This is a genomic window from Dysgonomonas termitidis, from assembly GCF_042654545.1.
In the GTDB taxonomy this organism is placed as follows: domain Bacteria; phylum Bacteroidota; class Bacteroidia; order Bacteroidales; family Dysgonomonadaceae; genus Dysgonomonas; species Dysgonomonas termitidis.
Genome location: NZ_JBHSGN010000011.1, coordinates 23069 through 36899, shown reverse-complemented (window position 1 = coordinate 36899; position 13831 = coordinate 23069). Strand labels below are relative to the sequence as shown.

Sequence of the window (13831 nt, the reverse complement as noted above, 5' to 3'; positions counted from 1 at the left end):
ATATTATGAGAAAGATAATACTAAAAATATTAATGCTTTTGTCTGCTGGTATTCTTATTCCTTCATATGCGTTAGCTCAGGAAGGAAAAACATTTAAACTAATCAGTTATAATGTTTACTGGGGTATGAGGCAGGATAGTACAGAGAATAAATCCCGGTTCGCAAAATGGATAAAACAGCAGGACCCGGATATTCTGGCGTTACAGGAAATGAACGGGTTTACACAACAAAATCCTGAATTTGCTCCTAAAGGGTCCAATCCTGATAATTTGCAGAAATTTGCAGAAAGTTATGGTCATCCTTATGTATTTATAGTAAGGGAACCGGCTCCGGATGGATCAGTCAGTTTTCCGGTCGCTATTACTTCCAAATATCCGATTGTGAATGTAACCCGTGTTGTAGAAAATGCTTCTCATGGATTCCTCACTGCCGAAATCGAAGGACATCATTTTGTAGTGACACACTTTCATCCTTTTTCATCGGAGAAGAGAGGTTATGAAGTTGACCAGATACTGGCAACTGTAAAATCGAAACCTGCTGATTGGAAATGGTTGTTTATGGGTGACCTGAATTCAGTGTCCCCACTGGATAAGAGCGGATATGACAATAACTTATTGCGCGATTTTATCAGGGAAGACAGAAAGAAAAGACCACATAATAAAAATCTGGGGAAGGATGATGAGTTGGATTATACAATACAACAGAAGATATTGGATTTCGGATTTATTGATGCATTCAAAGTATCTCATCCGCAATTTGTGCCATCTGCCCCAACTAAATTATTCTATGATCAGTCGACGTTCCCTCTTCGCTACGACTATCTCTATGTGAGTGCTAATATGAAGAATGATATTGTAAAGTGTGATATCATAAAAGATGATTTTACTGATATTTATTCTGATCATTATCCTGTGTTGCTAATATTTAAGAAATAGGAAAGACTTTTTCAGACCTTATAGCTGCAATGCGGCAATACACAAAACAATTCTATAAAAATGAAGGAGTGTCAAAAGGGGAACAGCACTATCAATGTGCTACCCTCTTTGTCATCCTGAGAAACGAGATGTTTGCCTCGCCTTCGCTTCGGCGATTTGCAATTCACTCCGTTCAACATGACAAAAAGAAAGTGAAAAATACTTTTGACACACCCTCATATTAAAAACCGGAGAATTATTAAGAAAATAAAAATACATATTATGAAAAAATGTAAATTATTTCTATTAGTTGTCTTATTAGGCATTATGCCATTCTCTTTTGCACAAAAAGGAGGAACGAAAGATAATACAGTTACGTTCTATTTTACCCGTCATGGTAAAACGATATTGAATACAATGGACCGTGTGCAGGGTTGGGCCGATACTCCCCTTACTCCGGCAGGGGTAGAAGTTGCTGAATATTTAGGTGCAGGTCTGAAAGAAGAAAACATTCAGTTCAAAGCCGCATATTCCAGCGACTTGGGGCGCGCCCGTCAAACAGCCCGTATAGTATTGGATGCTAAAGGCCAGAAAGATATGGTAGTGACTGAAGTACCGGGAGTACGCGAAACTAACTTTGGCAGTTACGAAGGCGAATTCAATCCTAAAATGTGGAATGACGCAGCTCTGTACTTACACTACAAGTCTTACAAAGAAATGATGGCTGCTATGGAGAAAAATCCGGCATTACTAAAAGATATGGTGGATTCATTCAAAGCGTTGGAAACACTGGGAATAGGAGAGGACTACAATGAGGTAAAAGCCCGGGGGCAAAAAGCTATCCGCGAAATAGCGGAAAAAGAGGCTGCAAATGGTGGCGGAAATATTCTGCTTGTAGGTCATGGTATGTCTATTGGAATCTTTCTTTCAGATCTTGATAGCTATGGAAAGAAACCGGATGCCGGACATATGGGGAATGCAGCTGTATGTAAAGTAACTTACAAATATGGTAAATTTAAATTGGAGTCATTTGGTGATATGAGCTATATAGAAAAGGGTAAATTGGTTTCAGGGAAATAATTAAACGCAAGAAAATGTTGGGATATGTGTTAGATGCATTATCCCAACATTTTTTTAATGAATTTGAGATGAAAGATTATACCACTTCATTTGGTATTCCTGGATATAAATAAACCCGGCTGATAGCCGGGTTTATTGCTTTGTGATGCATAAATCGACAAGGTGTAGCTTTGAGATGCTGAATTATCAATGGATTAATCAGGATTTATGCATCTTTCTGAGTGTTGTTAAAAGAAGAGTTTAGCATTACCGGAAACCTCAAACTGATTCCATTTTGCACCAGGTTCCGTATACTGTTTTTCCATGTTAATAAAAAGATATTATTGAATGTTCTTAAGTTCTTTTTCAATAAAATCTTCAATTACTTTTTCTTGACTGATTGAAATGAATTGACGATGTAATAAGTTTTGAATTGAGTTTGCTGTTCAATGCAATAATTTCAAAAAATCCCAGACGTTATCAGCTGTGGACGCTTTTTCCTTTTTAAAGTATTCTTTCGAAACGATTTCAGCATATGTTTTTGCACTGGCTTCGGCCATATAAGACTGTGTCCCCGATGCAGAGAGCATTTTAGAGAGTTCTTCCATTTCTTCAGTACGACGTTTTATATGTTTGGAGTATGAGGGGATAAGCCTTCCCAGTTCAGACATAATTCCAGGTAATTTTGTATTTACTTCTCCGAAGAGAGTATCGAAAAGCCCGTAATGATTGGCAGCCAATGCCATTTCGAAAATAGATGCGGTAATTATTTTATTAAAGCCGGTGAAGCACATTTTCATTTGTGTCGCTTTCACCACCTGATCTCCCAGATAGGTTTCCTGTATGGACCCCTTTAATATTACAGAAAGAAGTTCCGACCTAACTCCGCTTGTATAAATATGCCCGGTTTCCTGTATCCGTTGAGATTCTCCGATGATACATGCATTTGTAAAAGGGATTTGCGCCAAGTCCATTTTGGCTGCAATGACTTGGGCTGTTTCTAGCGATTTGGCATTCATGTCGATAAATGGCGTCTTTATTCCCGTTTCCATAACTGCCCGGATATGTTGTTCTACCACGGGTATGACGGCATGAGGTGGTACAATTGAAAGAACAGCATCGGCCAAGGATATCAATTCGGGCAAAGATTCTATATTTCGGAGATGGTATTTTTCAGCATTATATATGGTCTGCTCACTGCGCCCTTCAAGGTAAGTAACCACATGGTATCCATGTTCGATTAGGCAGCTTGCTATAGCAGATCCCATCTCTCCCGGATATAAGATTGCAATTGTTTTCATTTCTTTTATACTTTTTCAGATTTATAATTATCACCGGAATATCCCGGCTTTTTCAAAAAGACAAATAAGATAACGGTAGCAACGGAAAGGAACATGTATAGGATAAAGCCGTTTTTGTAACTTCCCGTAATGTCCTGTATTACTGACGCGGACAACGGCCCTCCCAAAGCTGCAAACAACAATAAAGGATTGGTAATACCGCTTATGGCACCCTGAAACTTGCTCCCGTAGTATTTGGCTAGAATGATCGGCATAAGAGCGATAATACCGCCGCTGCTTAACCCGCTAATGATAGAATAAGCTAAATATAAAGCTGTCTTATTTGCTCCGTAAACAAAGATGATCAAGGCTGAAGTTTGAAACAAGCTCAGAAGAGCAGCCAGCATATTGGGCGAAATACGATCCGAAAACCATCCTGCGCCTATTTTCCCAATAATTGCCATGATGCCGTATACGACTACAATGCCCGCAGCATCTGTAATTTCATATCCCATTTCCAAAGAGAACGGGATTCGGTTAAGTAATGCTCCTTTCATAACAAAATCTGCAAGATTCCATGCAATTATAAGTAGCCAGAACACAGGTGTTTTCAAAGTCTCTTTAACTGTAAAAGAGATTTCCGGAGATTTTTTTTGTAGTGGTAGAGGAGCCGAAGAAGTTAGCTTATCTGTACTCCCCTTTTCCGTTTTTGAATTTTTCCTTAAGATAAAATAGACGAAAGGAGAGATAATAATCGGTAGCCATCCGATAAGAAACCAGGTCGAACGCCAGTTATCCGTGCTGTTCATCAATAACACAACTACCGGAGCAAGGATGGCTGCTCCCAGATTTGCCCCTGAAGATACGATACCCATCATTGTCCCGCGATTTTCATGAAACCATTTAGATATGAATGGCATAACCAGAGAGTTACCTATACATGCTTGCGAGATGCCTCCCAAAAGTCCTATCATTAAAGTCAGTTGCCACAATTGTTGAACATAGGCCATCAATACAAGCATGACGCCGTTTGCAACCAAGCCGGTGGTCAGGATGTTTCTTGCGCCGAAAACATCCAGCCTTTTCCCTATATACGGAGCTAGAACTGCTGCGACTATTAACTGGAATGTCAGGCTGAAAGTAATACCAGTCGTGCTCCATTTCATTTCATTTTGCATAGGTTCTATGATGAATCCTAATGTTTGCATACCGACTCCGGCGCGTACGGCCAGCATCACAAAACTTGTCAGAACGACATAATAACCGAAATAGACTCTTGTTAATAACTTTTTCATTTAAAATATTAGTTTGTATATATAGCGTTTATGTAAACACCATATATAGTTTACAGATATACCTAATTCAAAATATAAATTGTATATACGCACAATGCTGATTAAACAGGTTGATTAGGTGAATGTGCGCCATTCGCAAAACTGAAGTATTCTGAAACAATTATTCATGCAAAACTTCTCAAGAAGGAAGGCTTTTATTCTATTCTACATTTTCTCTAATCTTCGCAGAAGTTCTTCTTTGAAACTTCTTCCTATAGGTAATTTTTTTCCGGCAATATGAAGAAAATTCTTATCAATTAGCTCCAGATGTTTGACTGATACAATATATGACTTATGTATTCTTATAAATTTATTCACAGGTAGTCTTTCCTCTAAACCTTTCAATGATGCAAGAACCATAATTTTCTCTTTGACAGTATGAAGAGTAACATACTCCATTTGACCTTCTATATACAACAGGTCTGTATAATTTATCTTATAATACTTATGTCCGCTTTTCATAGCTATACTATTGTCTTCTATCTCTTCAGCTCGTGCAGAAGTTTGAGCAACCTGATATGTATTATGAATTCTATTCCTTTTCTCGATCACTTTATTTATCGCCTGCAAAAAACGTGGAAAAGCAATAGGTTTTAATAGATAGTCGACTACATCCAGTTCGTAGCTTTCAACTGCGTATTCCGAATATGCAGTCGTAAATATAATTGATGGAGGATTCTTTAAACTCCGGGCAAACTCCAATCCTGAGATTTCAGGCATCTGAATGTCTAATAATAAAATATCTATCTTTTCTTCCTTGAATATATTCATCGCTTCGAATATATTTAAACTTATTCCTGCTATCTCAAGAAAAGGTAACTTCGATATATATTCCGATAACAGTTTCCGGGCGTGAAACTCATCATCTACAAGAAGGACTTTTAATATCTCGGCCATAATCAATTTTATTTTATAAACGGATTAACAATTCGACTTTAAAATGATCAGTACAATCCAAAATATCTATGGAATAACTATCTCCATAATAAAGAAATAAACGCCTTTTTACATTTTTAATTCCTATTCCCATTCTTTTTGCTGATATATTATTTTTAAGAACAGGCTGGTTGTTTTTCGATGTAAACCGGATTTGTTTATTATCTGCTTCCAGATCGATGTACACATAGCTTTTGGGATCGACTTCGAGAGGTGCATACTTGAAACAGTTTTCCACTAAGGGCTGGAAAAGCATAGGAGGAACAGAAATACTGGCATTATCTTTTACATTGTAAGTAAAAACGATATTCTTATCGTTCTCAAACCTCAACTTCTGAAAGTCAATGTAGTTTCCTATATATTCAATTTCTTTAGCCAATGGAGTAAATTCCGTTTCACAATCATCCATCACATAACGCATCATCTGTGCTAATTTTAATACGTAGCCCGATGTATATTCATCTTTAAAATAAACCATGGAATAGATATTATTCAGGGCATTGAAAATAAAATGAGAGTTGATTTGAGACTTAAGTACCCTCATTTCCAACATCCTTTTTTCTAAAAGAAACTTTTCTTTTTGTTTCTTGTCTTCTACCGTTTTTTTAGAGAAGAAAATTATGTTTGATATGGCAAATGTCAGGATAGATAATGCCAGAAATTTTGCCAAAGCAAAAATAAAATGAGATCCATCTTTGGATTCCACTTCAAAATATTGAAATGTATAGATTTCTAATAAGCTACAAATGTAAGCTAATGATACAAGTAGAATAAATGAAAAAATAATGTATTTTTCTTTTTTTCCTTTTATCAATAATACGGGAACAAGTATCCTCTGTGTCATTAAATATATTATCAACAGGCTTACTATTGTTATAAAAGTTATTATTAGAGCTAATACTACCCCTGCCCATAACATATGTATTAATGACATGACAAATACGGCTGTCCAAACAATTATTAATTGAAGTTCTTTTGAAGATCGTATATGGTTTAATATCCTATTCATAAATCAATATAAAGTTATAAGACTCAGTATAAAGGTAATAGCGATAATGATAAAGAAACAAATATATTCAATCAATAACCTGATAATACCTATTAAAGTACTGAAACCTTTCACAAATGGAAATATGACCAGATTTTATCTATAAAACTATATAATTGAATCTTTATAAGTGTTTCGTATAGAAAGTTTTTCTGTTCATTGATTTTTTTTTTGAGATGTAGGAATAGTTCATAATTTCCATTTTTGAAAATAAAAGTATTTACAAATGCAATTTATGAGATATGGAAAAGAATAGGGCTACATCCGGCATGGAAAATATAAATATCGATACATTGATCAGTCATGTTCTGAAACTTTGGTCAAGAAGCAAAAAACAGATATTAGATGAATTTGGACTTACAGGCTCCCAATTTGAAATTCTGGAGTCACTATATGATATGAGCGCATCCGGAAGGGATATTATACAGGTAAACTTGTCAGAAGAAACAGGGATTGACCCGATGACGACCTCTACCATTCTCCGCAATCTGGAAAAAGGATGTGTGATTACACGTGTACGGGGAAGAATAGATAACCGCGTGATATATATTGGGCTGACGGATAATGGGAAAAATCTTTACAAGACAGCATTTGTTAAAATGGCGAATTGCTGTGACAACCTCTACCGTAATATTGATAAAGAGAATCTTACAATTCAACTACTATCACTATCCCGGGAACTGAATAATTTTAATAATTAGATAATAATGAAAACAAAAATAATTTTTATTGGGGCAATTGTGCTGCTAATCTTTGCTTCATGTGGAAACAGTAATACAACAGGTCGGAGTGGAGAGGTTCTTAAGTATCCTGTGATGGTTTTGAACAGGCAGGATGCCGATATGCAATCTGTATATCCGGCCACGATCAGAGGGCAGGAAGATATAGAAATAAAACCGCGTGTGGATGGGTTTATTGAGGCTATATATGTAGATGAAGGTTCTGTGGTTAGGGCCGGACAGCTATTATTCAAAATAAACTCTCCTTCATCAGAACAGGCATTGACTTCGGCCAAAGCTTCAGTGAACAGTGCTAAAGCCCAGGTGAATACGGCTGAGGTAAATGTTAACCGCTATCGCCCTTTGGCAGAAAAAGAAATTGTAAGTGAGGTACAATTACAGACATATGAAAATGCTTACGAAACGGCATTAGCCTCTTTGGAACAAGCTAAAGCAACCCTGAAAAATGCACGGGCTACGATCAGTTGGGTGACAGTAACCAGTCCTGTAGATGGAGTTGTTGGCGTTATCCCTTATCGCAAAGGAAGCTTGGTTAATAGTAATAATATTTTAACGACAATAGCTAATACCGGAAACGTATATGCTTATTTTTCATTAAATGAACGTAAATTGATGGATTTCCTTAAAGGAGTGGAGGGTAATACCCAGTCTGAGAAAATAAAAAATATACCTCCTGTCACATTAATCTTATCCGATGATTCCGAATATAGCGAAAAAGGGAGAATAGAAACTATAACAGGAACGGTAGATATAACCACCGGTACAGCTAATTTTCGAGCAGAATTCCCTAACCAATCAGGAAAATTGAGGAGTGGGACAAGCGGAAAAATAGTTATACCAAAAACGCTTAATGATATTTTTATAATACCACAAAAAGCGACATTCAGCCAGCAGGATAAAGTATTGGTTTATAAACTGGAAAATGATTCAGTAAAACAGCAGGTTATATCTGTTCAGTCTACACCGGATGGACAGAATTACGCAGTAACAAATGGATTATCCGATGGTGATACAATCGTGTACGATGGAATAGCAACACTTCGAAACGGAATGAAGATATTGATCAAAGAAAGCTTGACAGCTTCTTATTAATCAAATAACGGTCAAAAGGTATAGATTATATATTCTGTTTGACAGGATATCTGAGGTTTAACAACTATAAAAACAAGAAGATATGTTGAAAACATTTATAGAGCGTCCTGTATTATCCACTGTAATATCCATCATTATAGTTGTTTTGGGTATGATCGGACTCAACATGCTGCCGATAGAACAATATCCTGATATTGCGCCTCCTACGGTAAGGGTTGAGGCAACTTACAGCGGTGCAAATGCTGATGTGATTATGAATAGTGTTATTATTCCATTAGAAGAAGCCATCAACGGAGTGGAAGGAATGACCTATATGACATCTTCGGCCGAGACAGGTTCCGCTAATATAACGGTTTATTTCAAACAAGGGATAAATCCTGATATGGCAAGTGTAAACGTTCAGAATCTGATAAATCAGGCATCATCGCAACTTCCGGCCGAAGTAATCCAAACTGGGGTAACGGTGAGGAAACAACAGACCAGCAATATACTGATGATGTCACTTTCATCTGAAAATCCGGCATATGATGCTACGTTTATAGAAAACTATGCCAGCATCAATATCATCCCTCAGATAAAACGTGTTTATGGTGTAGGAAATGTCTCTGCTTACGGGTCGAGGGAATATTCTATGCGCATCTGGCTGAAACCGGATATAATGGCTTCCTATAAAATATCGACAGATGAACTGATCAGCGCTTTAAGCGACCAAAATATAGAAGCGGCCCCCGGACAATTGGGAGAAAATAGTAATCAGGCATTCCAATATACACTCAAATATACAGGGCGACTCTCCTCTGTAAATGAATTTGAGAATGTAATCGTTCGTTCGAATGAAGGAAGAATAGTGCTTCTAAGTGATGTAGCTACGGTAGAATTGGGTGGATTACAATACAATACGTCTACGTCTACAGATGGTAATCCGGCAGTAATGGTACGCATTAACCAAACACCCGGGTCGAATGCCCAAGAGGTGCTTACGAATGTAAAAGCAGAATTGGAGAAAGCCATATCAGAATTTCCGCCGGGACTGAAATTAACTTATTTAGTAGATATCAGTGATTTTTTAAATGCGTCAATTAGTAAAGTTATTACAACTTTAATCGAGGCCTTCTTACTGGTCTTCTTAGTTGTTTTTATATTTCTTCAGGATCTACGTTCTACTATTATTCCGGCTATAGCTGTTCCGGTAGCTATTATAGGAACATTTTTCTTCCTATGGTTGATGGGGTTTTCCATCAACCTGCTTACTTTGTTCGCACTTTTGTTAGCTATCGGGATTGTTGTTGATGACGCCATTGTTGTTGTAGAAGCAGTGCATTCTGAACTCGAAAATAGGATAAAAGACCCAAAAGATGCGGCAATTAAGGCAATGGGGGAGATAGCTCCGGCTATTATCTCTATTACTTTGGTTATGGCTTCGGTATTTATTCCTGTTAGTTTTATCGGGGGAACAAGCGGCATCTTCTATAAACAGTTTGGTTTGACATTAGCGATCGCGATTAGTATTTCTGCTGTTAACGCATTGACGTTAAGTCCTGCATTGTGTGCATTATTTCTAAAGCCAAATGATGAAACTTCCCTCAAAGGAGGCTTTATCAGACGTTTCTATTATTTTTTCAATATCGGATTTAATATATCAACTGCAAAATATAGAAAAACACTTGTCTTTCTGGGAGAAAAGAGGCACCGATGGATTACTGTTTCGATTATTTTGGTCTGTACCTGTATTTTGTTCGGTTTAATGAAAGTAATGCCTACCGGATTTGTACCACAAGAAGATAGCGGAAGACTTATGGGCAGCATAACATTACCACCCGGATCTTCTTTGGAGAGGACAGATTCGGTTGTAAATGCAGTTCTGGAATTAGCGAGTGAAATTCCTGAAATAGAACACTTAGGCGGCATCACCGGGATAAGTTTCATGAGTGGTAATGCCAGTTCGTATGGATCGGTTATGTTAAGTATAACTCATTGGGACAACCGGAAAATAACAGTAAATGAAGTTGCTGCAATACTAACACAGAAAACAAGTTTTATCGAGAATGCTACCTTTATGTTTTTCGGTACACCTACTATTCAGGGATTTGGTTTGAGTAACGGGGTAACAGTAAATCTACAAGATCGCACAGGAGGGGATATATATGAATTTTACAATGTTACGAATGATTTTATTGAAGAAATGAATCATCGGAAAGAGGTAATGATGGCAATGACCACCTTTAACCCTAATTTCCCTCAAAAACAATTAGACGTCAATATGACTAAAATCAAGGATGCAGGTATTACGCTAAATGATGTGATGGGTACTTTACAGGCATATATCGGCAGCCAATATATATCAAATTTTAATCTATATGGGAAGCAGTACAGGGTAATGGTGCAGGCGGCACCCGAATATAGATCCAAAATTGATGATCTGGACGGAATATTTGTGAAAACAGCAAGCGGGGAGATGGCTCCGGTAACAAGTTTTCTGACGGTAAGTGACATTACCGGTCCGGAAACCCGTACGCGTTTTAATCTGTATTCTTCTATGGAACTAACCGTTATACCGGATTATTCGGCAGGATACAGCACCGGTGATGTCATCAAAGCTATTGAAGAAGTAAAAGAGCAAAGTCTGCCAACAGGATACAGCTACGAATATTCGGATATGACACGAGAGGAAGCAAATGCCGGTAGCCAGACAATATTGATATTTGGCCTGTGCTTAATCTTTGTTTACTTGTTATTAGCTGCGTTGTACGAAAGTTATATATTGCCTTTGGCTGTAATCTTTTCTCTGCCCGTGGGACTATCGGGTGTATTCATTTTCCTCTCTGTATTCGGATTGAGCCAGGGAATAACGAACAATATTTATGTACAGATATCCCTTATTATGTTAATCGGATTATTGGCAAAAAATGCGATACTGATTGTCGAATACGCTATTCAGCGTCGCCAACAGGGTATGAGTGTCGTAGATGCAGCTATAAATGGAGCTGAAGCCCGTTTACGCCCTATTTTAATGACTTCTTTTGCCTTCATTTTCGGACTTTTACCATTGGCTGTTTCCTCAGGTGCAGGAGCAATCGGCAATCGCTCGATAGGTATCAGTGCTATCGGAGGTATGTTCATTGGTACCCTAGTCGGGGTGTTGGTTATACCTTCCCTTTATATTATATTTCAAACTATTCAAGACAGGTTTAGCAAATCGGGCATAGTAAATTCAAACGATGAATTTATTGCACAACAAAACAGGAGATAATTATGAGTAGATATAAATATATAAAGAATATTACTTTATTAGGATTTATGATCCTGACAGGTCTTCCTGCCTGTCAGGTAATGAATAAATACAAAGTTCCTGAAATAGATAGTGATAATTTATACGGAGAAATGACGTCTTCCGATACAACTACCATAACCGGTATTCCATGGAAAGAGTATTTTACAGATTCGTTTTTGATCCTTTTGATAGATGAAGGAATAAAGAAAAACCATGATTTACAGATAGCCTATACCCGCATACAACAAGCCGAAGCGAACCTGAGTATGGCTAAAGCAGCATATTTCCCCGACATATCGTTAGCCGGACAAGTAGACCAATCCCGCTTCAGTAACGGGAGTAATGGCGAAAAGGTACTCGGTTACCATTCTACAGACTATTCTTTAGGTGTATCGGTAAGTTGGGAACTGGATATCTGGGGAAAACTTAACAGGCAATCCAGATCGAAATATGCTCAATTTTTGAATAGCTATGCTTATAAGAATCTGATTCAGACATCATTGATTGCGAATGTAGCCTTGTCGTATTACTCCTTACTTGCTTTAGATGAACAACTTGCTATTATGAAAGAAACAGTGGATCTTTTAGAAGAAAATGTAGAAACGATGGAAGCTCTTAAAAAGGCCGGATTGCAAAATGGAGCCGCAGTAGAGCAAAGCAAATTCCTTTTATACAGTACACAGGCCTCTATTCCTGATCTGGAAAGTCAAATCAGACAAATGGAAAACTCGATCAATACTTTACTTGGGAGGAAATCTGAGAAAATAGAACGGTCAAGTATATATAACCAGCAATATCCTAGCAGATTACAATATGGGGTTCCGGTTCAAATGTTGGCAAAACGTCCGGATGTACAACAAGCGGAATTATCTTTCCGCTCAGCCTTTGAACTTACCAATGCTGCGCAAGCAAGCTTTTATCCGTCTCTAACCCTCAGTTCATCATCGATAGGTTATGTTACTAATAATACATTATCTAATTTTTTCAATCCTGGAAATATTTTCGCAAATATAATCGGGGGATTGACGCAGCCTCTTTTTGCGAGAAAGCAACTGGTTGGAAGCCTGAAGATAGCCAAAGCGCAACAACAAGAAGCTTTGTTAATTTTTGAACAAACAGTTTTGATTGCCGCACAGGAAGTTACGGATGTTTTATATACTTTCGAATCTTTACTGAAAAAACAAAAAGCAAGAGAGTTACAAGTCGAAACCGGCCAACGATCTGTTTATTTCACTCAAGAGCTCTTAAAAGCAGGGGATGCAAATTATACAGAGGTGCTTACTGCCAAACAAAATCTTTTATCCGCGTTGATAAGTCAGGTCAATGATAAACTGGAACAATTACAATGTACCGTAGTTTTATATAAGGCATTAGGAGGGGGAACTGAATAAATTGGCGTCAGTCCTTATTTCGGATTATATCATTTCAAAAGCTTAACAGAAGAATAAAGAAGTAAGAAAATAGGGGTAATAGGCTAATGTCCGGAAATGAGTTTCTTTAGTTACCCGTAACTGGAAATATTAAAAATTTATGTTTGTCTGTGATTTTGCATTGTTAATGTTATTATTAGAAATCCTGCGAAGTGATTTTGCGGGATTCTTTTCTGGAACTCCTCGGTTTCGGAAAATCACTTTTATAGGACAATTCACTTTCTCGAAGCGTCTCAATAATTTTTTTGAACGATTTCTCTCTTGCAGTAATGAGCTTATCTGTATACCAAAAACTGATACGCCTTTTTTACCGATTTTCGTGATGCGAAAAAGATATTCCGGAATAAATGCATATTGAAACGGCCGGTAGAAAATAATAGGCTAGTTTTGTAGTCAGTAGCTCGGAAGAAATCACAATAAGGATTCCTTATTACAAACGAGTCTCTCGTTGTTGTAGTAATATAAACACGGTAAAGACAATTATGTATATAACTCAAGAACAAATGGAAAATTTCATCAGGAGTAATGCTGAAAATATATGGGAGCTCTTATGTGAAAGAGGGCAGATGACCCTTAGACAGATTGGAGAACATACTCACTGCAGGGATACTATTATATTTATGTCTATAGGATATCTGGTTAAGGAAGACAGGATCAATATCGAGGATAGATTTGGAATTTTATATTTCCAATCAAGAAATACTATAACGGAAATATATTATTAATA

General features: G+C 37.3%; 11 protein-coding genes. 7 read left to right on the top strand and 4 right to left on the bottom strand.

Features of this window, described 5'->3' with window-relative positions:
- Positions 1 to 5: 5 nt before the first annotated feature.
- Both ACFO6W_RS01940 and ACFO6W_RS01935 read left to right on the top strand, forming a co-directional pair.
- Positions 6 to 935 (top strand): endonuclease/exonuclease/phosphatase family protein, encoded by a 930-nt coding sequence (locus tag ACFO6W_RS01940; RefSeq protein WP_379993619.1) that lies wholly within the window; start codon positions 6 to 8, stop codon positions 933 to 935.
- A 261-nt stretch (positions 936 to 1196) separates the two neighbouring features.
- Positions 1197 to 1994, top strand: a complete 798-nt coding sequence (locus ACFO6W_RS01935) for a histidine phosphatase family protein (protein WP_379993618.1) — start codon at positions 1197 to 1199, stop codon at positions 1992 to 1994.
- Between the two features lie 425 nt (positions 1995 to 2419).
- Here ACFO6W_RS01935 and ACFO6W_RS01930 read toward each other — a convergent pair whose 3' ends face one another.
- The 4 genes from ACFO6W_RS01930 to ACFO6W_RS01915 form a co-directional block, all read right to left on the bottom strand.
- Positions 2420 to 3274, bottom strand: coding sequence for a DUF1932 domain-containing protein (locus ACFO6W_RS01930; protein WP_379993617.1), 855 nt, complete (start codon positions 3272 to 3274; stop codon positions 2420 to 2422).
- A gap of 5 nt (positions 3275 to 3279) precedes the next feature.
- The gene (locus tag ACFO6W_RS01925) at positions 3280 to 4548 is read right to left on the bottom strand and encodes an MFS transporter (RefSeq protein WP_379993616.1); all 1269 of its coding nucleotides are present in this window, start codon (positions 4546 to 4548) and stop codon (positions 3280 to 3282) included.
- 204 nt (positions 4549 to 4752) lie between these two features.
- Positions 4753 to 5484 carry a LytR/AlgR family response regulator transcription factor gene (locus ACFO6W_RS01920; RefSeq protein WP_379993615.1) on the bottom strand — a complete coding sequence of 244 codons (732 nt, stop codon included), beginning with the start codon at positions 5482 to 5484 and terminating at the stop codon, positions 4753 to 4755.
- Positions 5485 to 5497: 13 nt separating this feature from the next.
- A complete protein-coding gene (locus tag ACFO6W_RS01915; RefSeq protein ID WP_379993614.1) occupies positions 5498 to 6367 on the bottom strand; it encodes a sensor histidine kinase in 870 nt (289 codons plus the stop codon).
- Positions 6368 to 6813: 446 nt separating this feature from the next.
- Here ACFO6W_RS01915 and ACFO6W_RS01910 point away from each other — a divergent pair, with 446 nt between their 5' ends.
- The 5 genes from ACFO6W_RS01910 (at position 6814) to ACFO6W_RS01890 (ending at position 13829) form a co-directional block, all read left to right on the top strand.
- On the top strand, positions 6814 to 7272 hold the full coding sequence (locus ACFO6W_RS01910) for a MarR family winged helix-turn-helix transcriptional regulator (protein ID WP_379993613.1): 459 nt from the start codon (positions 6814 to 6816) through the stop codon (positions 7270 to 7272).
- Between the two features lie 6 nt (positions 7273 to 7278).
- Positions 7279 to 8403, top strand: coding sequence for an efflux RND transporter periplasmic adaptor subunit (locus ACFO6W_RS01905; RefSeq protein ID WP_379993612.1), 1125 nt, complete (start codon positions 7279 to 7281; stop codon positions 8401 to 8403).
- A gap of 82 nt (positions 8404 to 8485) precedes the next feature.
- Positions 8486 to 11653: an efflux RND transporter permease subunit gene (locus ACFO6W_RS01900; protein WP_379993611.1), complete on the top strand. Its 3168-nt coding sequence runs from the start codon at positions 8486 to 8488 to the stop codon at positions 11651 to 11653.
- A 2-nt stretch (positions 11654 to 11655) separates the two neighbouring features.
- A complete protein-coding gene (locus ACFO6W_RS01895) occupies positions 11656 to 13065 on the top strand; it encodes an efflux transporter outer membrane subunit (RefSeq protein WP_379993610.1) in 1410 nt (469 codons plus the stop codon).
- Between the two features lie 542 nt (positions 13066 to 13607).
- Complete coding sequence (locus tag ACFO6W_RS01890; protein WP_379993609.1) at positions 13608 to 13829, top strand: winged helix-turn-helix domain-containing protein; 222 nt, start codon at positions 13608 to 13610, stop codon at positions 13827 to 13829.
- Positions 13830 to 13831 lie beyond the last annotated feature (2 nt).